Source organism: Deferrisoma camini S3R1, from assembly GCF_000526155.1.
Taxonomy (GTDB): Bacteria; Desulfobacterota; Deferrisomatia; order Deferrisomatales; family Deferrisomataceae; genus Deferrisoma; species Deferrisoma camini.
This window is the reverse complement of record NZ_JAFN01000001.1, coordinates 514,807-541,157: the sequence shown is the minus strand read 5'-3', so window position 1 is coordinate 541,157 and position 26,351 is coordinate 514,807. Positions and strand designations below refer to the sequence as shown.

The window sequence follows — 26,351 nt, the reverse complement described above, 5'->3', positions numbered from 1 at the left end:
GGCAAGGGGTCTGCCGGAGCGCCGGGCGCGGCCCCTTAGCTCGCCGCGCAGCGCCTCTGACGCTCGGACCGCGAAATGGCTTGGATTCCACCGAGTTGTCTGGAAGCAGAGCTTCTGCCCCGTGCCTGCGCGGCGAATCCCAATGCTCGGCTTCGCGCCCGGCCGGAGGCAGCCCCCTTGCCCAGCCCCCCGAGGGCTCTCTGCCTGAATGGAACTCGGCATCACAGCGGAGCGCCCAGCCGCTCCAGGAACTCCCGGGCCTTGGCGATGACCGCCGGGCCGCTCACGTGGCCCACCGCGTGGACCACCCGGTTGTCCGGCGTGATCCGGTATGCGCGGGGATCCTGCTGGACCAGCCCCACGATCCGGTCCGGGTCCACCGCGGGCCGCTCGTCGAACGCCACCACCAGGTTGGCACCCGTATAATCCAACGAAACGGCCCGGAGCGCCAGCAGGCCCAGGCGCAACTTCATGATCTCGAGCAGGTGGTCCACCGGCAAGGGCACCGGACCGAAACGGTCGACGATCTCGTAGCGCAGGTCGTCGATCTCGTCGGGGCCCCGCACCCGGGTCAGCCGCTCGTACAGCTCCAGGCGCTGGGCCGCATCCGGCACGTAGTCCGCGGGGAAGTGGGCCGGGACCTTGAGCCGGATCTCGGGCTCCGGAGGCCGCTCGGCCGGCTCGCCCTTCAGCCGCCGCACCGCCTGGTCCAGGAGCTCGGAGTACAGCTCGAACCCGATCGCCGCGATGTGACCCGACTGGGCCTTGCCCAGCATCTCGCCGGCCCCGCGGATCTCCAGGTCGTGGGTGGCCACCCGGAACCCGGCCCCCAGCTCGCTGAACTCCTGGAGCACCTGGAGCCGCTTGCGGGCCTCCGGGGTGAGCTCGGCCTCGGCCGGAACGAGCAGGTAGCAGTAGGCCCGCAGGTTCGAGCGGCCCACCCGGCCCCGAAGCTGGTACAGATCCGCCAGCCCGAACCGGTCAGCCCGGTCGATGATGATGGTGTTCGCCCGGGGAATGTCAAGGCCCGACTCCACGATGGCCGTGCACACGAACACGTCCACCTGCCCGGCCACGAACGCCTCCATGGCCCGCTCGAGCTCGGCCTCCTTCATCTGACCGTGGCCCAGCCCCACCCGAGCCTCGGGAACGAGCTCCCGCACCCGCTCGACCACCTCGGCGATGGTCTGGACCCGATTGTGCACGAAGTACACCTGGCCGCCCCGGGCCAGCTCCCGTCGGATCGCCTCGCGCACCAGGTCGTCGTCGTCCCGGGCCACCACCGTGCGCACGGCCAACCGGTCGGCCGGGGGGGTCTCGATCACGGACAGATCCCGCACCCCGGACAAGGACAGGTTCAGGGTGCGGGGAATCGGGGTGGCGGTGAGGGTGAGCACGTCCACCCGGGCCCGCAGCTTCTTGAGCCGCTCCTTCTGGGCCACCCCGAACCGGTGCTCCTCGTCCACCACCACGAGCCCCAGGCTGCGGAACCGCACGTCCCGCTGCAGGAGCCGGTGGGTTCCCACCACGATGTCCACCGACCCCTGCTCCAGGCCCTGGAGCACCTTCTTCTGCTCGGCCGGCGACACGAACCGGCTCAGCATGGCCACGGTGAAGGGATGCCCCTCGAACCGCCGGCGAAACGTCTGGAAGTGCTGGGCCGCCAGCACGGTGGTGGGCACGAGGATCGCCACCTGGCGGCCGTCGTGCACGGCGCGGAACGCGGCCCGGATCGCCACCTCGGTCTTCCCGTACCCCACGTCACCGCACACCAGCCGGTCCATGGGCCGGGGCCCCGACAGGTCGGCCATCACCGCGTCGATGGCGGCCTGCTGGTCCGGGGTCTCCTCGTAGGGGAAGGTGGACTCGAACTCCCGGTAGGCCAGGTCCGGGGGGGCGTACGGCGGCCGCTCGGCCAACTGCCTGCGGGCGTAGATCTCCAGGAGCTCGTGGGCGACCCTCTCGATCCCCTCCTGGGCCTTGGCCCGGGCCTTCTGCCAGGCGGTGCCGCCCAGCTTGTCCAGCCGAATCGCCCCCTCCCCCGGCGCGCTGTAGCGCTGGACCAGCCCGATGCGGGTCACCGGGAGGTAGAGCCGGTCCCCGCCCGCGTACTCCAGGTGGAGGTAGTCGCCCTCCTCCCCGCCCGCCTCCAGGTGGACCAGCCCCCGGTAGAGCCCCACGCCGAAGTCCACGTGCACCACCGGGTCGCCCGGCCGCAGGTCGGCCAGGGTCGAGCGGAACTCCCGGCGCCGGGGCGGGCGCCGGCGCACCTTCTCGCCCAGGATCTCGGTGTCGGTGACGAGCCACAGCCCCTTGGCCGGGAACCGAAACCCCCGCTCCAGCTCGCCCACGGCCAGGTGCACGCCGCCGTCCGGTTGGGGCTCGGCCGGAAACGGCTCAGGCTCGCCCACGAGCACATCGTACCCCCCGAGCAGATCCGCGAGCCGCTGGGCCGAGCCCCGGGTGCGGGCCACGAGCCACACCGCCTGCCCCTTGCCCCGGGCCTCGGCCACGGCCTCCACCAGGGGCTCCAGCAGGTGCTCCCCCCGGCGACGCCGCAGCTCCGACACCAGGCCGTCGTTGGAGCGGGTGCGAAACGGCACCGCCCGGCCCCCGGCCCCCTCCACCTCGAGCTCCTCCAGGTCGAGCCGGGTGCCCGAGGCCGAGAACGCCTCCCACTCCTCCGGCCCCACGAACACGTCGCCCACCCGGGGCACGGGCCGGCCCGTCTCCGCGGCCCGGCGGTGGGCCGTCTCCGCGTCCTCCAAGGCGTCCCGGGCCCGAACGGCCACCTGGGCCGCTCCCTCCCGGACGAGGACGGCGTCCGTCGGCAGGTACTCCCACAGGGCGGCGGCCCGCTCGTAGAGGTAGGCGAAGAACACCTCCCGGAGCACGCCCCCGGCCTGGGTGCGGAACGCCTCCAGGGCCTCGGCGGTCTCGGCCCGCGACAGCCCCAGCTCCCGGCAGCGGGCCCGCAGCCGGCGTGCCGCCTCGTCGAGTGACGACGGGCCGGCCAGGGCCTCCCGGGCGGGGAGCACGACCACCCGCTCCATCCGGCCCACCGACCGCTGGGTCTCAGGGTCGAAGGAGCGGATCGACTCCACCTCGTCGCCGAAGAGCTCGATCCGAACCGGGCGGGGGTAGAACGGGGGGAACAGGTCCACGATGCCGCCCCGGACGCTCACCTCGCCGCGCTCCGACACCTGCCCGACCCGGTGGTATCCGGCCGCGACCAGGTGCTCGACGAACCCGTCCCGGGCCAGCTCCCCGCCCACCTCCACCGTCCGGGTGGCCTGCCGGAGCACCCCCGGCGGGAGGGTGCGCTGGAGCGCGGCGGTCACCGGCGCCACGGCGATCAGCGGCCCTCCCCGCTCGAGCCTCGCCAGGGCCGCGATCCTCCGGGCCGACACCTCGGGCAGGGGGGGGATCGCGTCGAACGGCGAGGTCTCCCAGGCGGGAAGCAGGGTGACCCGCTCCGCACCCGGGTGCTCTGGGTCGTCCGCCTCGCCGAGGAAGAACCGCACCTCCGCGGCCAGGCGCCGGGCCTCGGACAGGGTGGGGGTCAGGACCAGGTAGGTTCGAGGGAACTCCCGCAGCAGGCGCGCGAGCACGAAGGCGCGGCTGGACCCGCGCAGCCCCTGGGCCCGGACCGGCTGGTCCGACCCGAGCAGGGCCTGGATCAACGCCGAAAGGCCCGGGCCCCGGGAGGGGGCGCGAAGGACGGATTCCATGGGGGCTGCGGCCGGCACCGGCAGGGGGCGGGCCGCTTCAGTCCCGGCCCGCGGCGAGCATCCGCTCCAGGGCCGTGACGGCCCGGGCCCGGACCGGCTCGGGCACGGTGACCACGTTCTCCAGGGTCTCCAGGGCCTCGAGCACGTCCTCCAGGGAGGTGAGCTTCATGTTGGGGCAGATCATCGCGTCCGAAGGGGCCACGAAGGTCTTGTGGGGGCTGTCCTTCTGGAGGCGGTGGAACAGCCCGGTCTCGGTGCCCACGATCACGGTGTCGGCGTCCACCTCCCGGCACCACTCGATCATGCCCGAGGTGCTCTTGACCGCGTCGGCCAGGTCCAGCACCTCGGGCCGGCACTCCGGGTGGGCCACGAACGGCGCCCCGGGGTACCGGGCCTTGGTGCGCTCCACGTCCTCGGCCCGGAGCCGGTGGTGGGTGGGGCAGTACCCCTTCCAGTAGAGCACCTCCTGGTCGGTGTGCCGGGCCACCCATTGGGCCAGGTTCTGGTCGGGGGTCAGGTACACCGTGGGCGCCCCCACCGACCGGGTCACCCTGACCGCGTTGGCCGAGGTGCAGCAGATGTCGCTCTCGGCCTTCACCTCGGCCGACGAGTTCACGTAGGTCACGATCGGCACCCCCGGGTGCTCCTCCCGGATCCGGCGCACGTCGTCGGCCGTGATCATGTCGGCCATGGGGCACCCCGCGTCCATCCGAGGCAGGATCACGGTCTTGTCGGGCGACAGGATCGCCGCGCTCTCGGCCATGAAGTGGACCCCGCAGAACACGATCACGTCCGCGTCGGTCTTGGCCGCCGCCATCGATAGCCCCAGGCTGTCGCCGGAGATGTCGGCCACGTCCTGCACCTCGCCCCGCTGGTAGTTGTGGGCCAGGATCACGGCGTTGCGCTCCCGGGCCAGGGCCCGGATGTCCCTCTGCAACTTCTGGATGTCCATCGCTGGGTCGTCCCTCTCTCTTCTCCGCGCCCTTGGACGCGGGCTTCCTCGGAATGAAAGCGGAAACGAGTATGCTACGGGCGATCCGTCCCCACGGTCAAGGAAGGGGTTCACTGGGGGTTGACACCGGACGCGGTGTGCGTATAATAGGCGCCACCTGTCGCGGGGTGGAGCAATTTGGTAGCTCGTCGGGCTCATAACCCGAAGGTTGCAGGTTCAAGTCCTGCCCCCGCTACCAGCCAAGAAAACGGGCACCTGGGATCGATCCCAGGTGCCCGTTTCCCGTTCCGGGTCGGGAGATCCTACTCGACGAAGTTGAACACCTGATCGAGCTCCTCGTCCGGCACCGAGAACACCGTGTTGTGGGGCGGCAGCGGCTCCCGGTACATCCAGTCCGGCAGCCGGTCGTCCGCGTTGGTGAACCCCGCCGCCTGGTTCCACTTGCGCTCGATCGTGAGCACCGTCTTGCCCAGCTCGGTCACGTCGTCCGGACCCAGGCTCGTGCCGTAGAACGCGTTGATCATCTCGTAGACCGCCTCGAACGCCTCCGGCTTGTCCATCACCGCAAACGCCACGAACAGGCACAGCCCCGTGGAGTCGATCGCTGCCGTGGCGATCTGCAGGTTCCGGCTCAGCTCCACCTGCCCCTCCGGCTTCAGCGGGTCCACATACCCGCCCACCTTCAGGATGTTCGTCGCGATCGCGTAGCCCGCCGTGTGGTCCGCCCCCATCGTGGAGGTCGCGTAGGTCACCCCGATCCCCTGGATCGCCCGCGGCTCGTACGCCGGCATGGCCTGACCCTTCACCACCGGCACGTGCGCCACCCCAAAGCACTGGCCCGTCACCTTGGCCCCACACCCCAGGATCCGCCCCAAGGGCGTGCCCCGACCCACCTCCTTCATCAGCTCGATCGCCGCGTTCGCGTCCCCAAACTTCGCCAGCCCCGCCTCCATCGCCACGGCCAGGGTCGCCCCCATCTCGATCGTGTCCAGACCGATGTCGTCCGACAAACGGTCCATCTCCGCGATCGCGTCCAGGTCGTCGATGCAGCAGTCCGTCCCAAAGCTCCAGATGGTCTCGTACTCCGGACCCTTGGTCTTGTAGTTGCCGTCCTTGTCCATGTAGATCCGAGAGCACTGGATCACGCACCCCGAGTGACACCCGTGCGCGATCTTCCCACCCCGCTCCAGGATCACGTCGTGCTGCGCCTCCCCCGAGATCTTCGACGCCCCCTCGAACCGCCCCTCCCGGAAGTTCCGGGTCGGAAGCCCCCCGGCCTCGTTGATGATGTTCTGCAGCACGTTCGTCCCATACGTGGGGAGCCCCTCACCCGTGACCGGGTGCTCCTTCAGGGCCTTGGCGAACTTCTTCGACGCCTCCCGAAACGCCTCCTTGTCCCCGGGCTGGCGCATCTGGGTCTCGGAGTCGTCCAGGAACACCGCCTTGAGCCCCTTTGACCCCATCACGGCGCCCAGGCCGCCCCGGCCCGCGTGCCGGGTCGGCCGCAGCTCCCGGTCCGTGCACGCCACCGACGCCGCCGTCAGCCCCATCTCCCCGGCCGTGCCGATGGTGATGAACCCCACCTTCTTCTCCCCGTACTTCTCCACCAGCCTGGCCACGGTGTCGTAGTTGCCCAACCCCTTGAGCTCCGGGCTCTCCACCAGCCTCACCGAGTCCTTGCGTACCTCCAGGGTGTAGCGCTTGTCCGGGTCCGCCGGCTGGTCCTCGATGACCAGCGCCCGGATGCCCAGGCGAGCCAGGATCTGCCCGGCCTGGCCCCCCGCGTTCGACTCCTTGATGGTGCCGGTCAGCGGGCTCTTCGCCCCCACCGACAGCCGGCCCGAGATCGGCGCGGCCGACCCGCCCAGGAGCCCCGGCGCAAACACAAGTTTGTTCGCCGGCCCCAGGGCCGTGCAGGTGGGCGGCACCTCCTCCGCCACGATCGCCGAGGTCATGGCCCGCCCCCCGAACAGCTTCCACTTCTCCGGTACCGGCTCCTCCTTGATCTCCAGGGTCCGCATGTTCACCCGCACGATCCGGTCGCTCATGGTGCCCTCCTTTGTTGAGAGTGTATGGAAATTGCTGCCGTAGCTGCGCCATGCATGGGGGTCGCCAGCGGGCTCGCGCCCTCTATCGCCGCTATGAGCCCTCATCCGGCACAGGCAACGCGGGCCATGACCTCGTCCTCTATCAGCACGCCCACCACCGCCCGGAGCATGTTAAGGATCCCGTAGTCACGAGACCCAGCGCCCCGACCCGACCGATCCATCTCCAAAGGGGGCATCGGTCCGAACCCTTTGCAGAAATACCGGATCAAAGCGGCACCCGTGGGGGTGGTGAGCTCCCCACGGGTGCCGTCGGAGTACACCGGCACGCCCCGCAGGATCTCGGCGGTGGCCGGGGCCGGCACCGGGAGCACCCCGTGGGCGCACCGCACGGTGCCGCACCCCACGTGCACGGGGGAGCACCAGGCCTCGTCCACGCCGAGCTGGTGGAACGCCGAGCACGCGGCCACGATGTCCGCGATGGCGTCCAGGGCCCCCACCTCGTGGAAGTGCACCTCGTCCGGGCTCGTTCCGTGGACCCGGGCCTCGGCCGCCGCCAGGAGCCGGAACACCCCGGCGGCGTCCCGGGTCACCGGCTCCGGCAGGGGGGCCTCCCCGATGATCGCCAGGATCTCCCGGAGCCCCCGCCGAGGGTGGTGGTGATGCCCGTGGCCGTGGTGGCGGCCCCCGTGGTGGTGCCCCGGATGGGCGGACGGCGCCTGGTCCACCGGGGCGCGGGTCTCCGGGTCCAGCACGTCGAACTTGGTCCCGGTCACCCCCCGCCGGGAGACCTTCCGGGCCTCGAGCCGGAGGCCCTCGACCCCCAGGCTTCCCACGTGGTCGCGCACCACGTCGAGGCTCGCCCCCGCGTCGAGCAACGCCCCCACGAACATGTCGCCGCTCACCCCGGCGCCGGCGTCCAGGTACAGGATCCGCTTCATGATGGCGACTCCTTCCGACCTCCACGGGTCACGAGCTTGTTGATCATGTCGGCCTGGTAGGCGGCCCCGAACCCGTTGTCGATGTTCACCACGCTGATACCCGAGGCGCAGGAGTTGAGCATGGCCAGGAGCGCCGTGATCCCTCCGAAGCTCGCGCCGTAGCCCACGCTGGTGGGCACCGCGATCACGGGTACGTCCACGAGCCCGGCGATCACCGACGGCAGCGCCCCCTCCATGCCCGCCACGGCCACCACGCAGTTCACCCGCCGGAGGACGTCAGCGTGGGCGAACAGCCGGTGGATCCCCGCAACCCCCACGTCGTAGAGCCGCTCCACCCGGCTGCCGAACACCTCCAGGGAGATCGCCGCCTCCTCGGCCACGGGCAGGTCCGAGGTGCCGGCGGCCGCCACCGCCACCCCGCCCACCGCCTGACCGGGTTCCCGCCGCACCTCCACCAACCGGCACAGCTCGTGGTAGCGTGCCTCGGGAACCCGCTCGCGCACCGCATCGGCGGTGGGGCGGCTGGCCCGGGTGCACAACACGTTGGCGTTCTCCCTGGCCAGGCGCGAGAAGATCTCGGCCACCTGCTCCGGGGTCTTTCCCTCGCCGTAGACCACCTCCGGGTACCCGTTTCGGATGCGGCGATGGTGGTCGATCTTGGCGAACCCCACGTCCTCGAAGGACATGGCCTTGACCCGATCGACCACCTCCTCGGTGGTCACCTCCCCGCGCCGCAGGCTCTCCAGGAGCCGGCGCAGGCGCTCCGGGCTCATGGGCCGCCCCCGGAGCCGAGGTCCGGGAGGGTCTCGTTCATCGCGCCGGTGCGGTAGCCCTGGAGGTCCAGGGCCACGTAGGTGTACCCCGCCCCCTTGACCGCCCGAACCACCTCGTCGCGCAGGCCGTTCACGACCCGTTCGAACTCCCCCGGCCCGAGCTCGATGCGGGCCACGTCCCCGTGGTGGCGCACCCGGAGCACCCGGAGCCCGAGCCGCCACAGGGCGTCCTCGGCCCGGCCCACCTGGGAGACCTTCTCCCGGGTGATGGGGGTTCCGTAGGGGAACCGGGACGACAGACACGCGAAGGCCGGCTTGTCCCAGGTGGGCAGCCCCATCTCCCTGGACAGGGCCCGGATGTCGTCCTTGGTGAGCCCGGCCTCGTCCAGGGGGCTTCGGACCCCGAGCTCCCGGGCCGCCTGGCGGCCCGGCCGGTAATCCCCCCGGTCGTCCACGTTGGACCCGTCGGCCACCTGGGGAAGCCCCTCCTCCCGGGCCACCTCCCAGAGCCTGGCGAAGAGCTCCTTCTTGCAGAAGTAGCACCGGTTCCTGGGGTTCTCCGCAAAGCCCGGCACGTCGAGCTCCTCCGACACGACCAGCCGGTGCCGGCCGCCCAGGCGCCGGGCCAGGGCCTCGGCCTCCCGGCGCTCCCGCTCCGGGAAGGTCTCGGAGCAGGCCGTGACCCCGAGGGCTCGGTCCCCGAGCACCTCCACCGCGGCGGCGAATAGGTACGAGGAGTCCACCCCGCCGGAGAACCCCACCACCACCCCGCCCATCTCTTTCAAGATGTCGTATAGGCGTTGCCTCTTGTCCCCAAGATCGGTGCTCATGTCGCGACCTCCCTAGGTTGTGGCCTTCCGGTGCCCCGCTCCCGCCTGGCCTGCCGAGCTCTGGGCCGGCCCTACCCGAGGGGCATTTTCAGATGGCGATGCAGGACGGGCCGGTAGGACGAGAAGTTCCCCCGTCTCTTGCACCCCCACAGGACCCCCAGGCCGTAGGCCAGGCTCTCGGCCGCGTACAGGGCCAGGAACACGGGGTACGGCAGCGCCGGCCTGCGGGTGCGGTGCTCCACCCACCCCACCCCGGCCAGTACGGCCAGGCCCAAGGCCCCTGCAGCGGGAAGCAGGATCCCGGCGAGTACCATGGGAAGACCGTAGTAGCGCACCCCGTGGGCCCCCAGATAGTAGGCGAGGCTCCCCAGGGCCCGGAGCCTCGCCCCGAGCACCCGGGCCCACCCCACGGGGACCCGGCGTCGGGCCAGCCGGGTTCGGACCCGCAGGGCGTCGGCCCCCACGAGCGCGGCCGCCCCGGCGGCCGGGGCCCAGCCCGCGCCCAGGGCCGCGGCCGCGAGGAGCACCAGAGCCGCGGTGAGCGCCGGGGGAAGCGCCATGCGTTTCCGGCGGCGCGGGTGCAGGGCCTGGAGCGCCGCCTCGGACGTGCCGTACTCGAACCGACGCCGTAGGAACGCCCCAAGGCGGCTTCGGTGCTCGTGCCACACCCAGCCCGTGGGGGTGTACTCCACCCGCCATCCCCGGTCCCGGAGACGCCAGGTGAGGTCCACGTCCTCCCCCACGTGCATCCCGTCCCGAAACCCCCCTGCCTCCAGGAACGCGCTGCGGCGCACCAACAGGTTGCAGCTGGGCAGGTAGAACGTGTCGTCCCCCCCGAGGGCCGAGCGGTCTCTCCTCCCGAGGCTCAGGCTCGACATGGCCGCCTCGTACCGATCGAGGCGCGAGGCCACGTGCATGCCCTCCACCCGTCCCCCCACCGCGGCCACGGCCGGGTCGGCGAACCGGCCCACCAGGTCGGCGAGCCAGCCCGCCGACGCGGTGCAGTCGGAGTCGATGAAGGCCAGGATCTCCCCCCGGGCCGCGGCAACGCCCCGGTTCCGGGCCGCGGCCGGGCCCAGGCCGCTCCCCCCCGACCCCACCACCCGGGCCCCGTGCTCCCGGGCCACGCGGGGGGTCTCGTCCCGGCTCCCGTCGTCCACCACGACGACCTCGAGCCGGTCCCGGGGGTAGCGCAGGCGCGCCAGGGAGCGCAGGCACCGGGCGAGCTCGCCGGCACGGTCCCGGACCGGGATCACCACGCTCACCGAGGGGAGCGCTTCCGGGTCTCCGACCTCCGGGACCCGCTCCAGGATCCCCCCCCGGGCCAGGGCCGCCAGGGCCTGCTCCTGCCCGGGATCCGCGGGGGTCACCGGCTCCCGGCCGCACCGCTCCACCAGCTCCGCCAGGGCCCGGTTCACCCGCACCACCCGCAGGGGGCGCTCCAGCACCAGGCACGCGCCTTCGGGCGCGGGGCGCACCTTCACCCGGGGGGCCAGAGCGTACCTCACGGCGCCGCTCCCTGGAGGAGCCCCTCCTCCTCGAGGATCCGGAGCAGGCCCTCCACCACCTCCCCGGCGCTTCCCTCGTGCACCCGGCCCGCCCGGGCCCGGATGCCCCCGGACAGGAGCGCCCGGATCCGCTCGAACGCCGGGGCGTCCGGGTCCGGGGTGGGCACCGGCACCGGGTCCGGCCGGGGGTGGACGAGCCGCTCGGGCCGCAGCAGCGCGGCATGCTCCCCCACCGCCCGCTCAGGGAGCCCGAGCTCGGGAAGGCCCCAGGTCTCCACCGGGGCCTCCAGGGCCGCCAGCACCGCGTCCAGGTCCGGGTACCGGGGCTCCCGGGCCCCGCCCTCGATCAGGAACACGCACGGCAGGGGCAGGGCCACCACGTCCCGGGCGCCCCGGTCGGCCTTGCGGGTGGCCGTGGCCTCCCCGTCCCCCACCCGGGCCGAGACCACCGGCGCGCAGCACGGCAGCCCCAGACCGGCCGCGGCAAGGGCCGGGGCCGGGTCGTCCCCCCGGTCCAGGAGCCGCGCCCCGGCCAGGACCAGGGAGGGGGACAGGATCTCCACCACCCGGGCCAGCACCCGGGCCCGAGCCACGGCGTCGCCCTCCCACAGGCCGGGGCCGTCCACCCGGACGGCCCGGTGGGCCCCCATGGCCAGGGCGAGCCTGAGGCCGTCCTCCAGGCGCCGGCCGGGCCCCACTGCCACTGCCGTGACCCGGGCGCCGCGCCCCTCGGCCAGGAGCATCGCCTCCTCCAGGGCCTCCAGATCCGCCGGGTTCACCAGCCGGCGGGGCCCGGGCTCCCGGACCATGACTCCCCCCCCGGCAAGCCGGACCGGGGGCCGGGGGTCCAGAACCTCCCGGAGGAGCACCACGACGCTCAAGCCGTTTACGGTCATCTGTGCACTCCAAGGTCGTCGGTCTGCGCTTCCGGGCCGGCCTGCGGCCGGGGTCGCCCCCCGGAGGGGGCTCCTACCGGTTGGAAGCTCCCCCAGGCCCTTCGCGACGCTTCGGCCTCTAGGGGCACTGTGCCGCGGCGAGCTCTGGTGCCGGCCCCTGCGCCCCCCCGGCCCGGGCGCCCCGCCCGGGGCCCCCCAACGGCTCCGCAGCCCGGGCCGTAGGGGCCCGGCGGCCATCGTTTCCACCCGGGAAGGAACCCCCGGGCTGTGGGTGGGTCGCCTGAGAAGGGGGGCGCGCCACCTCCAGTGCCGCCGCGGCCTGCCGTGTCCCGGGGGCGCGATCGTCGATCCATCGTGGCACGCAGGCATCCACGGCCTCGTTGCCGCGGCGGTCCGAATGCCGGATTCGCGCCCCCCGCATCAGGCGGCCCGCCCACAGCCCCCACCGGCGCCAAGGCACGGGCCGCAGGGGCCCAGGCGATGAAGTTCCATCGTTTCCACCCGGGCACGAACGCAGGGGCCGCGGGTGGGGCGGCTGAGAGGGGGGCCGCGCCACAAAACCGCCGCCGCGGCCACGCCGAACCCGAAGATCGGCACCATTGCGCCCGTTCCGGGACCAGGCCATCCGAGGGCACCCGGCCGCGGCGAGCTCGAATGTCGGCCCCTGCGGCCCCCCGGCCCAGACGGCCCGCCCGCGGCCCCCCAACGGCTCCGCAGCCCGGGCCGTAGGGGCCCGGCGGCCGTCGTTTCCACCCGGGAAGGAACCCCCGGGCTGTGGGTGGGTCGCCTGAGAAGGGGGGTGCGCCACCTCCAGTGCCGTCGCGGCCCGCCGTGTCCCGGGGGCGCGATCGTCGATCCATCGTGGCACACAGGCATCCACGGCCTCGTTGCCGCGGCGGTCCGAATGCCGGATTCGCGCCCCCCGCATCAGGCGGCCCGCCCACAGCCCCCACCGGCGCCAAAGCCCGGGCCGCAGGGGCCCAGGCGATGAAGTTCCATCGTTTCCACCCGGGCACGAACGCAGGGGCCGCGGGTGGGCCGGCTGAGAGGGGGGCCGCGCCACAAAACCGCCGCCGCGGCCACGCCGAACCCGAAGATCGGCACCGTTGCGCCCGTTGCGGGATCGGGCCGTCCAAGGGCACCTGGCCGCGGCGAGCTCGGATGTCGGCCCCTGCGGCCCCCCGGCCCAGACGGCCCGCCCGTGGCCCCCCAACGGCTCCGCAGCCCGGGCCGCAGGGGCCCGGCGGCCGTCGTTTCCACCCGTGCAGGAACGCAGGGACCCGGCCCCTCACGTCATCCGGTACGACACCCCGAAGCCGCCCCGGGGGTAGCGCCACCGGGTGAAGGCCCCCTTGTCGCACACGATGTAGCAGGTGCCGCACTCCAGGCAGCCGTCGTACACAAAGCCCATCTGCCGGTCCTCCTCGGACCAGGTGTAGCACCCGGCCGGGCAGGCCGTGACGCAGCCCCGGTGGTCGCACGACCGGCAGATCTGCGGGTCCAGGACGATGTGGGGCTCCTGGTCGACGGCGAACCCGGTGAGGTCGAAGATGTCCTCCACGTTGACCCGTCTCATACCGACCTCCACGCGGTGAGGGCGTCGGCCAGCAGGGCCCGGAGCCCCACCTTCTCCCGGGCGGTCCCGACGAGGAGCTTCCCGAGCCGGCGCTTGGGGCTGCCGTCGATCCGGTACACCCGCTCCATGAACCCGCAGATCACCTCGGGATAGGCCTCGTACAGCCGGTCGATGTGGAGCATCCTCGGAGCCCGGCGGAAGAGCTTGAGGTCCTGGAGCACGAAGCTCCCCTCGAGCTTCTCCCGGTAGTGCCCGAGGGCCCGGGCGGAGAGGTCCCCGCTCTGCCGGGCCTCCGCCACGGTCTCGGCCGCGAGCAGCCCGGAGTGGACGGCCAGGTTGATCCCCTCCAGGTTGAGCCCGGTGGCGTAGCACAGCCCGGCGGCGTCCCCGGCCACCAGGATGCCGTCCCCGCAGAGCCGGGGCATGGCGTCGTAGCCCCCCTCGGGGATCACGTGGGCCGAGTACTCCAGGAGGCGCCCGCCCCGCAGGAGCTTCGCCAGCATGGGGTGCTCCAGGAAGGCGTTGAGCAGGTCGTAGGGGGTCCTTCCGCTGTCCCGGAGGCTCCCGATGTGGAGCACGAGCCCCACCGAGACGCTGTCCCGGTTGGTGTACAGGAACCCCCCGCCCCGCACGCCCGCCGTGCACCCCACGAACTCCATGGAGGCCCCCTGGTCCCGGACGAGGCCGAACCGGTCCTCGATCGCCGGCCGGGGAAGGTCGATCAGGGCCTTGACGCCCACGGCCATCCTGTCCGGATCGAGCCGGGGGGCCCGGAGCCCCGCCTTGAGGGCCGTGAGCGAGAGCACCCCGTCGGCCGCGATCACCACGGGCGCGCGGATCTCCCCCCCGTCCCGGAGCACCCGCACCCCCCGCACCGCATCCCCCTCCAGGATCAGGTCGTCCACCGTGCACCGGGTGAGGTAGGTGGCCCCGGCGCGGCGGGCCTCCTCGGCCAGCCACGCGTCGTACACCGGCCGGAGCACGGTGTACCCGTTGTAGGGGGGCCGGTCGAAGGCCCCGGTCTCGAACTGGACCGTGAAGCCCGCCTCCCCGGTCAGGAAGCACAGGCTCTTTCGCACCACGTGGCGCTCCAGGGGCGCCCGGTCCCAGAAGTCCGGGAACACGGTCTCCAGGGCCGGCATCCGGTGGAGAAGGCCCCCGAACATGTTCTTCTCGCCGGCGAACGCGCCCCGCTCCAGCAGGGCCACGTCCACGCCGGAGCGCGCCAGGCCCAGGGCCGCCGCCGCCCCGGCCGGGCCGGCCCCCACCACCACCGCCTCGAAGGACCTCCTCACGGGGCACCTCCCCCGGCCGTCCGGGCCCGGACCCGGTCGAGGAGCAGCGGGATCACCTCGCGCAGGTCCCCCACGAACCCCTCGTCGGACGCGGCGAACATGGGGGCCCGGGGGTCGATGTTCAGGCACACGATCCGCCGGGCGTCCCGGATGCCCCCCACGTGGTGCATGGACCCCGAGATGCCCACCCCCAGGTACAGCCGGGGTGCCACGGTCTTCCCGGTCTGCCCGATCATGCGCTCGAACCCGGCCCACCCCAGGTCGTACACCGGGCGGGTCACCCCGAGGCTCGCGTTCAGGAGCCCGGCGAGCTCCCGGAACCGCTCGAAGCTCTCCCGGTCGAACCCCTTGCCCGCACAGAAGATGACCTCGGCCTCCGACACGTCCACGGTGCGCGGATCCGGGGGGATGCGCTCCACCACCCGGGACCGGAACGCCCCGTCGGGCACCGGCACCTCCACGGCCTCCACGACCGGGCGGCCCCCCGGCGGCCCGGCCGGGGGCACCGGGCTCAGGCACCCCTGGTGCACCGTGAGCACCAGGGGGGAGGCCCGGTCCCACAGGAAGGTCTCGGCCAGCCGGTCCCCCAGGGCCCTGCGGGAGACCCGCACCCCCCCGTCCCCCGGCTCCACCGCGACGCACTCGGTGAGGACGGCCCCGCCCAGGGCCGCGGCCACCCGCGGGGCCAGGGAGGCCCCCGCGCTGTCGTGGGCCATCAGCACGAGCCGAGCGGCCCGGGCCCGGGCCGCCCCGGCCAGGGCCTCGGCCCGGGCCTCGGGGAAGTCCCCCAGGGGCCGGCCGGCCCGGATCACCAGGACCCCGGGGACGCCGTGGTCCGCCAGGGTCTCCAGGGCGGCCTCCGGCAGCTCCGGGTCCTCGCCGTCGGCGAGCACCGCAGCCGCCCAGGCGAGCCCCAGGCGCGCGGCCGCCCGGCGCCCCAGGGTGAGCATCCCCTTGGCCGTGTCCCCGAGCCCGTCCTCCCCGGGGGTCACAATCACCAGGAGGTCCTCGCGGGCCGGGGGCATCAGATCTCCCTCCCCACCTTGTGGCCCTCCCAGATGGCCATGTCCACCTTGCGGGGGGCCACGCAGTCGCCGATCCGGTGGAGCTCCTTCACCTTGCCCTTGAGGGCCTTGTACAGGCGGTCGTCCACCTCCTGGCCCATGGCGAGCACCAGGGAGTCGTAGGGCCCCCACTCTCCCCACTCGTTGGAGTACACGTTGAAGCCCTTGACCCGCTTGTCGCCGGCCTCCCCCGTGACCTCCATCACCGCGATGTCCGGGGTGAAGGTCACCCCCTTCTGGAGGAGCCGCTGGCGGGTGAGGTACAGGTCCTGGAGCGGCCCCAGCTCGGCGCCCACGAACAGACTCGAGGTGATGATGTGCACCTTGACCCCCCGGTCCGCCAGGTGCTCCGCCGTGGAGGTGGCCCGGTGGTGGCCGTCGTAGTCGATGAGACACACGCTCTGGCCCACCTCGGCCTCCCCCTGGAGCACCTGCCACACGTTGAACACGGCCGGGCCGTCCGCGCCGGCCACGGGGTGGGCCTTGGGCACGCTCCCGGTGGCCACGATCACCGCGTCGGGGGCCTGCTCCAACACCATGGCCTCGGTCACCTCCACCCCCAGGTGCACGGTGACCCCGAGCCGGTCGAGCTGGGCCTTCTCGTTGCGGGCGATCACCCCGAACTCGTCCCGGCCCGCGCCCTTCATGGCGATCAGGACCTGGCCCCCGAGCTCGTCGCCCCGCTCGTACAGGTCCACCCGGTGGCCCCGGAGCGCGGCCATCTTGGCCGCCCACATCCCGGCCGGGCCGCCCCCCACCACCATCACCCGCTTCTTCACCGCGGCGGGCCGGAGGCTCCCCTCGCCCCACCGGGCCTCGAGGCCCACGGCCGGGTTCTGGATGCACCCCAGGAGCTTGTTCACCCCCATCCGGCCGATGCACCCCTGGTTGTCGGCCACGCAGTAGCGGATCTCCTCCATGCGCCCCTCCTCGGCCTTCTTCGGGAGGAACGGGTCGCAGATCAGGGCCCGGCACATGCCGATCATGTCGGCCTGGCCGGCGGCCAGCACCTTCTCGGCCATGACCGGGTCGTTGATCCGGCCCGTACAGAACACCGGGAGCTTCACGCTCTCCCGGACGCCCGCGGCCAGGGGGACCGTGTACCCGAGGGGGGTGTGCATCGACCCCTCCACCAGGTACAGGTTGTAGAAGGTGGCGATGGACAGGTCCATGAAGTCGATGAGCCCCGTGGCTTCGAACCTCCGGGCGATCTCCTGGACCTGGGCGAGGTCGAGCCCCCCGGGGATCATCTCGTCGGCGCACAGCCGGATGCCCACGGTGTAGTCGTCCCCCACGGCCCGGCGCACAGCCTCGATGAACATGAGGGGCGCGCGCATGCGATTTTCGAGGCTCCCGCCGAACTCGTCGGTGCGAAAATTCGTGAGCGGGCTCAGGAACTGGCGCGCCAGGCTGGAGTGGCCGAACTGGAGCTCCACCCCGTCGAACCCCCCTTCCCGCACGTGCACGGCGCACCGGCCGAAGTACCGGGCCACCTCCTCGATGTCCTCGGGCTCCATCTCCTTGGGAGTCTCCCGGAACAGCACGTCCGGCACGGGGCTCGGGGCCCAGACCGGGAGCCTGGAGATCGTGCCGTCGCACTGCTGGCCGTTGTGGTTGAGCTGGGCGAAGATCCTGGCCTCGAACTCGTGCACCCGGTCGGTGATCCGGCGGAAGCGGGGGATCACCTCGGGATGGAACACCTCCACGAGCTTCTCGTAGGCCCGGTCGGTGGGGTGGACGCTCATCTCCTCGGTGATGATGAGCCCCACCCCTCCCCGGGCCCGCTCGCCCCAGTAGTGCATGTGGCGCTCGGTGGGCAGGCAGTCCACGGCGAAGTTGGTGAGGTGGGGCTGGAAAGAGATGCGGTTCCTCACCTCCACCTTCCCGATCTTCAGGGGCGAGAACAGGTGCTTGAAGGTCATGGTCCCAGCTCCTCGCGGGCCCGGCCGGGCCCGCCGGCGGCCACAGCGCTGACGCACCGCTCCAGGCACTCCGGGTCGCCCCGGCCCAGGTCCCGGCCCAAGTGGTACGCCACCGCCGGGCACCCGCCGTGGCACCGGTCGAACCGGTGGCACGACTCGCACGAGCGGATGCGAAGCCGCCGCAGGGCCCGGAACACCCGGGAGCCCTCCCAGATCCCGGCGAAGGGCTCCTCCCGCACCGACCCGGCCCGGAACTCGGGCATCTGGAGGAAGGCGCAGGGGTAGACCTCGCCTTCCGGCCCGACGCAGCAGGTGAGCTTGGCCGCCCCGCACAGGTTCAGGCCCAGGCCCATGCGCTCCTGGGGCGTGAGGGAGAAGAAGCTGTCGCCGGTGCGCACGTCGCCCCGGGCGGCGAGCCACGCGCCGAACGCCACCAGCTGGGCCGGGTCGGGCCGGAGCTCGTCCCACGCACCGGCGCCCCGGCCCGAGGGCCGGAACCGACTCACCCGCAGCGACACCCCCAGGGCCCCGGCCAGGTCGTGGAGCTCGGGGATCTCGCGGGCGTTGGCCGAGGTGAGCACGGCGTTGATGCTGGTGGGGATCGGGCTCGCCGCCAGGAGCCGAAGGGCCTCCAGGGCCCGGTCGTAGGTGCCCTCCCCCCGGATGGCGTCGCAGGTCCGGCGGCGGGCCCCGTCCAGGCTCACCTGGACCGCCACCATCCCGCTCCGGGCGAGCCGCTCTACGCGGGCAGCGTCGAGCAGGGTGCCGTTGGTGGAGATACAGGTCACGATGCCCCGGCCGTGGCACGCGGCCAGGATGTCCTCGAAGTCGGGCCGCAGGAACGGCTCGCCCCCCCCGAAGTTCACCTGGAACACCCCCATCCGGTGGAGCTCCCCGACGAGGCGCAGCGCCTCTTGGGTGGTCAGCTCCCGGGGGGCGGGCGGGCCGGCCGCCGACAGGCAGTGGCGGCACCGCAGGTTGCACGCCAGGGTGACCTCCCAGGTCACGTTCACCGGGGCCGAGAGGCCGGCCTCAACAAACCGGTTGCTCACGAAGAAACCCCTTCTCCACGAGATGGAGGATCAGCCGTTCGGCAGCGGCGCGCGACGACGGGTCCCGGGCCCGCAGGGCCTGCTCCACCGGGAGGCCCCGGGCGATGACGCCCGCGTCGAGCAGGTCCCCCGTGCGGGCGAACAGGAGCCGGGGGCCCCGCATGTCGTAGAACAGGAGCCCGAAGGCCTCCTGCCGCACCCGGCAGGAGGGGTGAAGAACGTGGCACCTCGTCTCCACTGCGGCTCCCTCCGTTTTTCTAGTCTCTAGTTTCTAGTCTCTGGTCTCTAGTAGACCCCGCAGATCCCGTCGATCGCGAGCTCCTCCACCTCGATCTCCTCCAGGATCTCGGGCTCCTCGGCGTGCGTCTCATCGTGGACCACCATGGGTTCCGGGGTCTTCAGGATCTCTTCCATGGTTTGCTCCTTTTCGGTGCTGGAAAGTTGGAAGGCTAGAAGGCTGGGACGTTGGGAGGCTGGGACGTCAAGAGCTCCCTTCATGCCATCCTCAATGCCAGCATTCCCTGCGCAAGACCGCCTCCGGACGTCTGCTCCTCCCGTTTTTTTCTAGTCTCTAGTCTCTAGTCTCTAGTTTCTACTCTCTAGCCGGCTGCCGCGGTCCACCCCGAGTCCACGGTGATCATGTTCCCGGTGACGCACCGGCTCTCGGGCAGGCACAGCCACAGCACGGCCTGGGCCACGTCCTCCGGGGTGATCTCCCGGTCCTTGAACAGGTGACCCTCGCAGAACTGCTCCTTGGCCTCGTCCTGCTCCATGCCGAAGTACTCGGCCAGGCCCTGCATCATGGCGGTCCACACGGTGCCGGGGCACACGGCGTTGACATTGATGTTGTGGTCGGCCACCTCCATGGCCAGGCTCTTGGTGAACCCCAGGATGCCGTGTTTGGCAGCACAGTAGTGGGCGCCCATGCCGAAGCCCCGCTGCCCCCCCACGCTGGAGATGGAGACCACCTTACCGTAGTGGGCCTCGATCATGTGGGGCACCACGTAGTGGCAGCACAGGAACGTGCCTTTGAGGTGGGTGTCCAGGGTGTCGTCCCAGGTGGCCTCGTCCATGTCCACCACCGGCACGAGGCTCGTGACCCCGGCGTTGTTCACCAGGATGTCGATCCTCCCGAACTCCTCCTTCACCCTCTCCACCATCGCCTTCACCGCCGCCGCGGAGCGCACGTCACACTCGATTCCCAGCGATCTCACCCCATAGGCCTCGATCTCTCTCACCGCCTCTCCAAGGGTCTCTGGGGTGGCCAGTGGGTAGGGCACCGTCTCGATGTCCCGGCAGATGTCCGCCGCGACCACGTGGCACCCCTCGCCCGCCAGGGCCTTGGCAATGGCCAGCCCGTTGCCTCGGGCGCCCCCGGTCACGATGGCGACCTGATCCTTGAGCTTCATGGTGTTCTCCTCTGGTGTGGATCGAGCCTCTCGCCGGAACCGCCCGCGGTCACACCGCCTGGCGCGTGGCAGGCAGGTCGAAGAGCTCGCCGATCCGGTGGAGGCTCGCGTTGATCTCCTGCAGGTCGTCCTTGAGGGAGTCCATCCCGTACTCCCGGACCTGGTAGTCGAGCTGTCCCTCCAGGCTGTAGAGCAGGTGGAGGATGTTGAGCAGGTCCACCCACTCGGGATTCTCCACCAGACGGGACAGGTGGCGCTCCAGGAGCTCCCCGGCGCGCAGCTCGGCCAGCCCCCACTCCAGGGTCTCCCGGTCCACCTTCTGGAGCATCACCCCCCGCAGAAGCACCGCGGCCCGAAGCCCCGCCAGCATCACCTCCTCGATCATCCTGCGGTCGGCCCCGTCCAGATCCATGGCTGCCTCCTCAGGTCATGCGGACCTTCATGGTCTTCACGTGATGGACGATCTTCTCGAGCTTCGTGAAGATCGGCTCGCACAGGGCCATGGCCGCGGCCTCGTCTGCGCACCCGGCCAGGGCTGCCTTCAGATCGCCCATGTCGGCCACGATCTTCTCCATGTCCGAGGTGCCCTTCTGGGTCTTGAAGTACAGCTTCGCGGCCAGCGGCTCGAGCTCGTCCGCCAGGGCCGCGAGCTTCTCCCTCACCGGGGGAACGGGGCAGTCGGCTGCCGCATCCCGGAACATGGCGACCACCTCGCGGACGTAATGGGTTCCCATCTTCTGTTGGGACATTCCTCTTCTCTCCTTTCCATGGGAATCGGGGTTAGCCGTGGTGATGGTGGTGATGGCCGCTGTGGCCGCACTCGGGCCCGTGGTGGTGATGACCCGCGCCGGGGCACGGCCGGCTCACCTCCGGCGGGGCCTCTGGAACCTCCTTGGGAGGCAGCTCCCGGCACAAGGTCTCGGAGATCTCCCGGAACGCTCGGGCGGTGAGGCTGTCGGGGTGCAGATCCACGATGGGCACGCCCGAGTCGGCCGCCTCGGAGAACAGCGGATCCAGCGGGATCGATCCAAGGAACGGAACCTCCATCATCCGGGCGAGCATCCGGCCCTTGTCCTTGCCGAACAGGTGCACCGTGTCGCCGCAGCACCGGCACGTGTACCCACTCATGTTCTCGATCAGGCCCAGGACCTTCGCCCCCAGGGAGAGGGCGGCATTGATGGCCTTGGAGCACACGAGGGTGGAGACCTCCTGGGGCGTGGTCACGATGACCACCCCGTCCAGGTCGGGTATGGATTTGAGGATCGCGATGGGCTCGTCGCCGGTGCCCGGCGGGAGATCGACCAGGAGGAAGTCGAGCCCGCCCCACTTGGCCGCCGACAGCAGCTGGCGGATGGTCCGGCTCTTGGCCTGGCCCCGCCACATCACTGGGGTCATGTCCCCGGGCCAGAACAACGCCACCGACAGGGCCTTGATCCCGGAAGGGGTGACCACGGGATCGAGCCAGAAGGCGCCGTTGAGCGCGGCCTCCTTCTTGATCCCCAGCATCTTGGGCGTGCTCGGCCCGTGGAGGTCCGCATCGAACACCCCCACCCGGTGCCCAGCGCTCTGGAGCGCGGCAGCGAGGTTCACGGTGGCCGCGGTCTTGCCCACCCCCCCCTTGCCCGACAGAACAGCGATCTTGTAGCGCACGTACCGGAGCGCCTCGGCGATGGCCCCTTTCTCACCCGTGAACTGGCGCCTCTGCATTTCCAGGAACTCGCTACGCGTCGCGTCCATTGTTTCCTCCTCGTCGAGGTGATCCGGGTCTCGCCCCGAAGCTCAGGAGAGACGCCTCAGGGTGTGGGTCCGGCTGCCCAGGCCCAGCTCCTCTGCCAGGGACAACAACTCCTCCACGGCTTCCCGCGCGCCCTCCACCGCCGCCCGCCCCCCGGGAAAAGCAGACTCTGCCAACACGTCGAAGGTGACGGCGTCCAGCGCCACCGGGTCACGGGACGCCAGAAACCCCTGACTCGGGCCCACGGGGGGCTGGCTGAACGGGAAGTACTCGGGCTGTGGGGTGACGTCCCAGGCGTAGTTCACATAGAACAACCTGCCTTCTAGTGCCTGGCGCACACCCAGGTGTCCTTCCAATGCCCGCCTCCGAAGCCCCGAGAGGGCCCGGGGGTCGGGCCGGACGCCGTTGAAAACGTACGGGTTCACGCCGGCGAGGACCCGGGTGCGCTCCCGCCCCACCAGGCACTCGAACCCCCCGTTGACCAGGGCGCCTGACAACCCGAACAGCGGGTGGAGGGTCACATGGGCCAGAACCCACACCCAGTCCGAGCGGCACACCGCCGCCCCCACCTCCACCCCGCCGAGCACGGTATCGGCGTCGCCGCATGGGTAGATGTTGCCCTCGTCGCCGCTGAACCCCCCGTTGATGACGAAGTTCCCCCCCAAGGTGTCGGACGAGTAGCCCCCTCGGCTCACCACGTCCATGAACGAACTCCCGGACATCCGGCGCCAGTAGTCCACCAGCTTGAGCCCGTCGCACAGGGTGGGGACCTGGCCCGTGACCTCTGCGGCGGCTTCGGCCACGGTGCGGAGGAACACCGGCCGCAGGCCATACTCGTATCCCTCCTCCGCCGCGTTGATCTTGAGGGCGACCCGGGCTCCGGCGTCGACCCCGTGGAGGGCCCCGGCTTCGCGCACCAGTCGGCGAATCTTCTGGCCCACGGAGTTCTCCGGTCCCATGGCCTGAGCGTCCACCCAGATCACTTCACCCATGGCGTTCTCTCGGATCGTTCGCGAGTACGGGAAAAGGTGGGCGGAGGTCCCTCGACCCCCACCCACCGTGTTTCTTCAACCCACGGGCTCACCCTTGAAGGGGTCGAACTTCTTCCACTCGTTCCAGACCCACTCCTTGTTGTACGCCGCCCGCCGGAAGGGCATGACCTCCGTGGCCAGGTCGTTGCGGTGGAAGGTCTCGCGCAGCCGCACCGTGGTGGGCTGGTCCGGTCGGATCTGCCACTTGGCGGCGTTTTCAGGGGTGAGCACCGGCTCGTGGTGGATCAGTTGGTATTGCCGGGTGCCCAGCCCGATCTTCTCGGCAGCCGCCATGGTGATCCGGGGGCTGAACCCGTTGACGACCCGGAACTTGTCGTCGCCCACCTTGCACCCCTTCTCCTCGGCCACCGATCCCGGGCTCACCGGGGCCTGGTCGATGAGGTCCAGGGTCGCTTCCTCCAGGGCCACCAGGTCCTTGCTGGCCAGAATTCCCACGTCCGGGCAGATGGCCTTGTTGGCCCACGGGAAGCAGTCGCACTCGGGAACCACGTCGATGGCGCAGTTGATGAACCCCACCTTGCCCCGCTCGAAACACTTCATGGCCCCGAGGGCTGCATCGGCGTGGGCGATCATCGCGTTGGGGAAGTAGTTCTCCTCGAACGTGATCCCGCCCATTCCCGAGAAAATGCAGGTCACCTGGCACGAGTAGCAGAGCCGGCACCGCTCCGGGTACCACTCCTTGCCGTGCTCCAGCACCCGGTGGGCCTGCCGGGGACAGGAGTTGTCGCACATCTCGTGGAACTTGCAGGCCTTACCCGGGCACTGGTCCGTGAACTTGGGCCACCCGATGGCGTCGTGGGGATCGCCCCAGTGGGCCAGGTGGGTGATGTACTTGCCCCGCTTGGACTGGCACCCGATGCCGAGCTGCTTCAGGACCCCGCCGTACATGGTGATGGCGTGGCCCCGGGCGTGGGCGATCACGATCATGGCGTCGGCCTCGGCCACGGCCCTGCCGATGTAGGTCTCCTTCAAGATCAGCCCCTCCGGGAGCTCCACCCGGTAGTCGTCCTCTCCGGAGAAGCCGTCTGCCACGATCACGGGGCACTTGAAGGTCGCCGACGTATAGCCGTGCCGGATGGCCCCCTCCATCTGATAGTTGGAGTAGGCCATGCTGTTGAAGATGTGGTAGCTCAGGGTGGTGTCGTTCACCACGTAGGGGTGGCCGCCGCACGCACGGACCTCCTCGACAATGGCCGCGATGTACTCGGGCCGGAGCACGGCGGTGCGGTTCCACTCGCCGTAGTGGATTTTGATGGCCACCTCGTCGCCCTTGTCGAAACACTCGTTGAGCTTGGCCTCGTAGAAGAGGTCCTTGGTCTTGGCGATCATGGACTCGGTCCAGTTCGTGGCGTTGGCATCCGCGAACCAGACGGGAGCGGGGCCCTTCTGGGTGTAGGGCCCCCAGGTGTGCTTGACGGGGTTCCAGCTCTTCTTCTGGTAGTTCTCCCGGTCACCCTCCACGGGCGCCGAGAGCTCATGCCACTTCGTTGGCTCGCACTTCGGTTCGCTCATCGCAGACTCCTTTTACGCCTCGTCTTCATAGGAAGGGCGGCGGGGTTCACGGGACTCGGGGCCGGCTGGAACGCCCGAAGATCCCTTTCCCGCCGGTGTGTTCCGGATCTTCGGGGGTGAGCAACCCTCCTTTCTCTCCCGGACTCGGCCGGCTCTCGCCTCGCGCGACGTTCTGGGCAACGCCTTCGTGATGTTGGCCCTCACTTGCCGCTCACTCCGCGGTGGTCGGATCGATGATCCCTCGCACCACCGAGACACGGTCGGCGGGAAACCCACCCTGTTCGGCGTGGCGGCGAACGGTGTCCTCGCTGTCTGCGATGTACACACAGTAGACCTTGTCATCCGTGACATAGCTGTGGACCCATTGGATCCTGGGCCCCAACTCCGCCAGCACCCCGCAAGACTTCTTGGAGATCGCCGCAAGTTCGGCAGGCGAAAGGTTTCCGGCACCTGGGATGTCCCGCTCGATGAGAAACTTTGGCATGGGCGTACCTCCACGGACTGGTGGGGTGGACGGCGAGGGCAAGAGCCCCCGGGCGAGCTGCATCTCACTGGTGAGCAAGTAGCGTGCCGCACCAAACGTGGTCTTCTTTTCCCGTGATCACGGGCTTTCCATGTCCGAGCCCTCGGCCTCGGGGATGGGGCCTGTGGAGAAACCGGACACCCCCGTTTCGCATCAGCCGAGGGGATTGGGTTCTCTCGATGGGGAGGTTCTCGACAGTGTGGAACATCTCCACAGAGACGGGGAGGCTCGGCCCTCGATGGAAGGCATATTTTCGTAAAAACAGGAGGATATGAACCGAACCCGGCCCGACCCCAGGCACCCCACTTGCACGTCACCCTCTCGTCTCCTACCCTTGACCCCCAACAGTGAAATGGGAGGAACGACCGTGGAAGCGGGAAAGACCTATCTCTCGCACTACAAGTTCGAGGTTCCAGAAATCGTGTTTGGTCGCGGGCTCCTTTCGAGGGTTGGGCTCTGCGCGCGCCGGCTTGGGGGACGGAAGGTCCTGCTCGTGACCGACCCCGGCGTACGCCGGGCCGGGTGGGCGGACGTGGCGATTCGGAGCCTCAAGAGAGCGGATCTAGAGGTGGTCTGCTTCGACGACGTGACCGAAAACCCGAAGGACGTGGAGGTGGCCCGAGGCGCCGAGGAGTATCGGAGGCAGGGAGCCGACGTGATCGTGGGGTTGGGGGGCGGAAGCCCGATGGACGCCGCCAAAGGCATCGCCATTCTGGCGGCGAACGGAGGGAGGATCCAGGACTACGAGGGGTCCGATCGCATACACAGACCGCTGCCCCCCATCGTGTTGTGCCCCACGACGTGCGGCACGGGATCGGACGTGTCCCAGTTTGCGATCATCAACGACACCGAACGGCGCTGCAAAATGACCATCATGAGCCGTACCGTGGCCCCTGACATCAGCCTCACCGATCCCGACACGCTCCGCACGCTTCCAGAAGAGTACGTCTGCAGCACTGCGTTCGACGCCTTGAGCCACGCTGTGGAAGCCTTTTTTTCGGTGGCGGCCACCAGCCTCACTGACGTACACGCGATCAGGGCCGTCCGGCTTCTGTCGGCGAGCCTCGTGCCGGCGGTTCGAGAACGCAAGGACGGAGATCTGGAAAATCTCGCGCGGGCCAGCCTCCACGCGGGCATGGCGTTTTCCAACGCCCTTTTGGGGATCGTCCACGCCTTGGCTCACCCGATCGGAGGCCTTTACGGGGTGGGACACGGAAGCATCAACGCCGTGCTGCTGCCCCAGGTCATTCGATACAATCTTTCCGCGGTCACGGAGAAACTGCCGGAACTCGCCTGGGGCTTGGGGCACCGCTCCGAAGGGGACGCGTTCCGGGCCTCGGAGATCGTCCAGGAACAGGTGGACCTGCTCATCGACCGCTCCGGAGCCCCTCGATCCCTGCGACGACTTGGCGTCCGTGAGGAGGATCTGAGCCTGGTGGCCCAACGGGCCGTGGAGGACACGTGCATTCTCACCGCGCCTCGGGAGGCCGGCCCCGAGGAGCTGCAGGAGATCCTAGTCCGTGCATTTTGACGGG

23 protein-coding genes and 1 tRNA gene are annotated in these 26,351 nt (G+C 70.8%); 2 read left to right on the top strand and 22 right to left on the bottom strand.

Features of this window, described 5'->3' with window-relative positions; all coding sequences use genetic code 11:
• Window positions 1-221: 221 nt before the first annotated feature.
• Together mfd and nadA are read right to left on the bottom strand one after the other, a co-directional pair.
• Window positions 222-3,731: a transcription-repair coupling factor gene (gene mfd, locus DEFCA_RS0102305; RefSeq protein WP_025321433.1), complete on the bottom strand. Its 3,510-nt coding sequence runs from the start codon at window positions 3,729-3,731 to the stop codon at window positions 222-224.
• A 37-nt stretch (window positions 3,732-3,768) separates the two neighbouring features.
• Window positions 3,769-4,683: a quinolinate synthase NadA gene (gene nadA / locus DEFCA_RS0102300; protein WP_025321432.1), complete on the bottom strand. Its 915-nt coding sequence runs from the start codon at window positions 4,681-4,683 to the stop codon at window positions 3,769-3,771.
• 161 nt (window positions 4,684-4,844) lie between these two features.
• Between nadA and DEFCA_RS0102295 the strand changes: the two genes are divergently transcribed.
• Window positions 4,845-4,921, top strand: a tRNA-Met gene (locus DEFCA_RS0102295).
• A 64-nt stretch (window positions 4,922-4,985) separates the two neighbouring features.
• Here the strand turns inward: DEFCA_RS0102295 and DEFCA_RS0102290 are convergent.
• The 20 genes from DEFCA_RS0102290 to DEFCA_RS0102195 form a co-directional block, all read right to left on the bottom strand.
• Complete coding sequence (locus DEFCA_RS0102290; protein ID WP_025321431.1) at window positions 4,986-6,731, bottom strand: aldehyde ferredoxin oxidoreductase family protein; 1,746 nt, start codon at window positions 6,729-6,731, stop codon at window positions 4,986-4,988.
• A gap of 101 nt (window positions 6,732-6,832) precedes the next feature.
• Window positions 6,833-7,669 (bottom strand): nickel pincer cofactor biosynthesis protein LarC, encoded by an 837-nt coding sequence (larC, locus tag DEFCA_RS0102285; protein ID WP_025321430.1) that lies wholly within the window; start codon window positions 7,667-7,669, stop codon window positions 6,833-6,835.
• Window positions 7,666-8,442: a nickel pincer cofactor biosynthesis protein LarB gene (gene larB / locus DEFCA_RS0102280; RefSeq protein WP_025321429.1), complete on the bottom strand. Its 777-nt coding sequence runs from the start codon at window positions 8,440-8,442 to the stop codon at window positions 7,666-7,668. The genes larC and larB overlap by 4 nt, the downstream gene beginning before the upstream one ends.
• Window positions 8,439-9,272, bottom strand: a complete 834-nt coding sequence (larE, locus tag DEFCA_RS0102275; RefSeq protein ID WP_025321428.1) for an ATP-dependent sacrificial sulfur transferase LarE — start codon at window positions 9,270-9,272, stop codon at window positions 8,439-8,441. Before larE ends, larB begins: the two co-directional genes overlap by 4 nt.
• Window positions 9,273-9,343: 71 nt before the next feature.
• Window positions 9,344-10,780, bottom strand: coding sequence for a mycofactocin biosynthesis glycosyltransferase MftF (gene mftF / locus DEFCA_RS0102270; RefSeq protein WP_025321427.1), 1,437 nt, complete (start codon window positions 10,778-10,780; stop codon window positions 9,344-9,346).
• A complete protein-coding gene (locus tag DEFCA_RS0102265) occupies window positions 10,777-11,676 on the bottom strand; it encodes an electron transfer flavoprotein subunit beta/FixA family protein (RefSeq protein WP_025321426.1) in 900 nt (299 codons plus the stop codon). Before DEFCA_RS0102265 ends, mftF begins: the two co-directional genes overlap by 4 nt.
• Window positions 11,677-12,964: 1,288 nt before the next feature.
• Window positions 12,965-13,252 (bottom strand): ferredoxin family protein, encoded by a 288-nt coding sequence (locus DEFCA_RS0102260; RefSeq protein ID WP_025321425.1) that lies wholly within the window; start codon window positions 13,250-13,252, stop codon window positions 12,965-12,967.
• On the bottom strand, window positions 13,249-14,547 hold the full coding sequence (locus DEFCA_RS0102255) for an FAD-dependent oxidoreductase (RefSeq protein WP_025321424.1): 1,299 nt from the start codon (window positions 14,545-14,547) through the stop codon (window positions 13,249-13,251). Before DEFCA_RS0102255 ends, DEFCA_RS0102260 begins: the two co-directional genes overlap by 4 nt.
• On the bottom strand, window positions 14,544-15,572 hold the full coding sequence (locus tag DEFCA_RS0102250; RefSeq protein WP_025321423.1) for an electron transfer flavoprotein subunit alpha/FixB family protein: 1,029 nt from the start codon (window positions 15,570-15,572) through the stop codon (window positions 14,544-14,546). The genes DEFCA_RS0102255 and DEFCA_RS0102250 overlap by 4 nt, the downstream gene beginning before the upstream one ends.
• Window positions 15,572-17,533, bottom strand: a complete 1,962-nt coding sequence (locus DEFCA_RS0102245) for a mycofactocin system FadH/OYE family oxidoreductase 2 (protein WP_025321422.1) — start codon at window positions 17,531-17,533, stop codon at window positions 15,572-15,574. The genes DEFCA_RS0102250 and DEFCA_RS0102245 overlap by 1 nt, the downstream gene beginning before the upstream one ends.
• The gene (mftC, locus tag DEFCA_RS0102240; RefSeq protein WP_025321421.1) at window positions 17,530-18,585 is read right to left on the bottom strand and encodes a mycofactocin radical SAM maturase; all 1,056 of its coding nucleotides are present in this window, start codon (window positions 18,583-18,585) and stop codon (window positions 17,530-17,532) included. The genes DEFCA_RS0102245 and mftC overlap by 4 nt, the downstream gene beginning before the upstream one ends.
• Window positions 18,566-18,823 (bottom strand): mycofactocin biosynthesis chaperone MftB, encoded by a 258-nt coding sequence (gene mftB, locus DEFCA_RS0102235; protein ID WP_025321420.1) that lies wholly within the window; start codon window positions 18,821-18,823, stop codon window positions 18,566-18,568. Before mftB ends, mftC begins: the two co-directional genes overlap by 20 nt.
• Window positions 18,824-18,870: 47 nt before the next feature.
• On the bottom strand, window positions 18,871-18,999 hold the full coding sequence (mftA, locus tag DEFCA_RS21900) for a variant-type mycofactocin precursor (RefSeq protein ID WP_245693415.1): 129 nt from the start codon (window positions 18,997-18,999) through the stop codon (window positions 18,871-18,873).
• A gap of 185 nt (window positions 19,000-19,184) precedes the next feature.
• Window positions 19,185-19,994: a mycofactocin-coupled SDR family oxidoreductase gene (locus DEFCA_RS0102225; RefSeq protein WP_025321419.1), complete on the bottom strand. Its 810-nt coding sequence runs from the start codon at window positions 19,992-19,994 to the stop codon at window positions 19,185-19,187.
• A gap of 49 nt (window positions 19,995-20,043) precedes the next feature.
• Window positions 20,044-20,406, bottom strand: coding sequence for a hypothetical protein (locus DEFCA_RS0102220; protein ID WP_025321418.1), 363 nt, complete (start codon window positions 20,404-20,406; stop codon window positions 20,044-20,046).
• A gap of 10 nt (window positions 20,407-20,416) precedes the next feature.
• Window positions 20,417-20,743 (bottom strand): hypothetical protein, encoded by a 327-nt coding sequence (locus DEFCA_RS0102215; protein ID WP_025321417.1) that lies wholly within the window; start codon window positions 20,741-20,743, stop codon window positions 20,417-20,419.
• 31 nt (window positions 20,744-20,774) lie between these two features.
• Window positions 20,775-21,731 carry an Mrp/NBP35 family ATP-binding protein gene (locus DEFCA_RS0102210; protein ID WP_025321416.1) on the bottom strand — a complete coding sequence of 319 codons (957 nt, stop codon included), beginning with the start codon at window positions 21,729-21,731 and terminating at the stop codon, window positions 20,775-20,777.
• A gap of 42 nt (window positions 21,732-21,773) precedes the next feature.
• A complete protein-coding gene (locus DEFCA_RS0102205; protein WP_025321415.1) occupies window positions 21,774-22,721 on the bottom strand; it encodes a DUF362 domain-containing protein in 948 nt (315 codons plus the stop codon).
• A gap of 75 nt (window positions 22,722-22,796) precedes the next feature.
• On the bottom strand, window positions 22,797-24,293 hold the full coding sequence (locus DEFCA_RS0102200) for a DUF362 domain-containing protein (RefSeq protein WP_025321414.1): 1,497 nt from the start codon (window positions 24,291-24,293) through the stop codon (window positions 22,797-22,799).
• Between the two features lie 211 nt (window positions 24,294-24,504).
• Window positions 24,505-24,777, bottom strand: coding sequence for a DUF4242 domain-containing protein (locus tag DEFCA_RS0102195; protein ID WP_025321413.1), 273 nt, complete (start codon window positions 24,775-24,777; stop codon window positions 24,505-24,507).
• A gap of 310 nt (window positions 24,778-25,087) precedes the next feature.
• On the opposite strand from DEFCA_RS0102195, the gene DEFCA_RS0102190 reads away from it, so the two are divergent.
• Complete coding sequence (locus DEFCA_RS0102190) at window positions 25,088-26,347, top strand: iron-containing alcohol dehydrogenase (protein ID WP_245693414.1); 1,260 nt, start codon at window positions 25,088-25,090, stop codon at window positions 26,345-26,347.
• The last annotated feature ends 4 nt before the right edge of the window (window positions 26,348-26,351 follow it).

What these genes read in the sequence shown, in the direction of transcription:
- DEFCA_RS0102290 (WP_025321431.1), bottom strand. Translation starts at nt 6,731, where the DNA reads ATGAGCGACCGGATCGTGCGGGTGAACATGCGGACCCTGGAGATCAAG.
- DEFCA_RS0102195 (WP_025321413.1), bottom strand. Translation starts at nt 24,777, where the DNA reads ATGCCAAAGTTTCTCATCGAGCGGGACATCCCAGGTGCCGGAAACCTT.
- DEFCA_RS0102210 (WP_025321416.1), bottom strand. Translation starts at nt 21,731, where the DNA reads ATGGACGCGACGCGTAGCGAGTTCCTGGAAATGCAGAGGCGCCAGTTC.
- mfd (WP_025321433.1), bottom strand. Translation starts at nt 3,731, where the DNA reads ATGGAATCCGTCCTTCGCGCCCCCTCCCGGGGCCCGGGCCTTTCGGCG.
- DEFCA_RS0102200 (WP_025321414.1), bottom strand. Translation starts at nt 24,293, where the DNA reads ATGAGCGAACCGAAGTGCGAGCCAACGAAGTGGCATGAGCTCTCGGCG.
- DEFCA_RS0102265 (WP_025321426.1), bottom strand. Translation starts at nt 11,676, where the DNA reads ATGACCGTAAACGGCTTGAGCGTCGTGGTGCTCCTCCGGGAGGTTCTG.
- larE (WP_025321428.1), bottom strand. Translation starts at nt 9,272, where the DNA reads ATGAGCACCGATCTTGGGGACAAGAGGCAACGCCTATACGACATCTTG.
- DEFCA_RS0102220 (WP_025321418.1), bottom strand. Translation starts at nt 20,406, where the DNA reads ATGGATCTGGACGGGGCCGACCGCAGGATGATCGAGGAGGTGATGCTG.
- DEFCA_RS0102225 (WP_025321419.1), bottom strand. Translation starts at nt 19,994, where the DNA reads ATGAAGCTCAAGGATCAGGTCGCCATCGTGACCGGGGGCGCCCGAGGC.
- DEFCA_RS0102190 (WP_245693414.1), top strand. Translation starts at nt 25,088, where the DNA reads ATGAACCGAACCCGGCCCGACCCCAGGCACCCCACTTGCACGTCACCC.
- DEFCA_RS0102205 (WP_025321415.1), bottom strand. Translation starts at nt 22,721, where the DNA reads ATGGGTGAAGTGATCTGGGTGGACGCTCAGGCCATGGGACCGGAGAAC.
- nadA (WP_025321432.1), bottom strand. Translation starts at nt 4,683, where the DNA reads ATGGACATCCAGAAGTTGCAGAGGGACATCCGGGCCCTGGCCCGGGAG.
- DEFCA_RS0102250 (WP_025321423.1), bottom strand. Translation starts at nt 15,572, where the DNA reads ATGCCCCCGGCCCGCGAGGACCTCCTGGTGATTGTGACCCCCGGGGAG.
- DEFCA_RS0102260 (WP_025321425.1), bottom strand. Translation starts at nt 13,252, where the DNA reads ATGAGACGGGTCAACGTGGAGGACATCTTCGACCTCACCGGGTTCGCC.
- mftA (WP_245693415.1), bottom strand. Translation starts at nt 18,999, where the DNA reads ATGGAAGAGATCCTGAAGACCCCGGAACCCATGGTGGTCCACGATGAG.
- DEFCA_RS0102245 (WP_025321422.1), bottom strand. Translation starts at nt 17,533, where the DNA reads ATGACCTTCAAGCACCTGTTCTCGCCCCTGAAGATCGGGAAGGTGGAG.
- larB (WP_025321429.1), bottom strand. Translation starts at nt 8,442, where the DNA reads ATGAGCCCGGAGCGCCTGCGCCGGCTCCTGGAGAGCCTGCGGCGCGGG.
- larC (WP_025321430.1), bottom strand. Translation starts at nt 7,669, where the DNA reads ATGAAGCGGATCCTGTACCTGGACGCCGGCGCCGGGGTGAGCGGCGAC.
- DEFCA_RS0102215 (WP_025321417.1), bottom strand. Translation starts at nt 20,743, where the DNA reads ATGTCCCAACAGAAGATGGGAACCCATTACGTCCGCGAGGTGGTCGCC.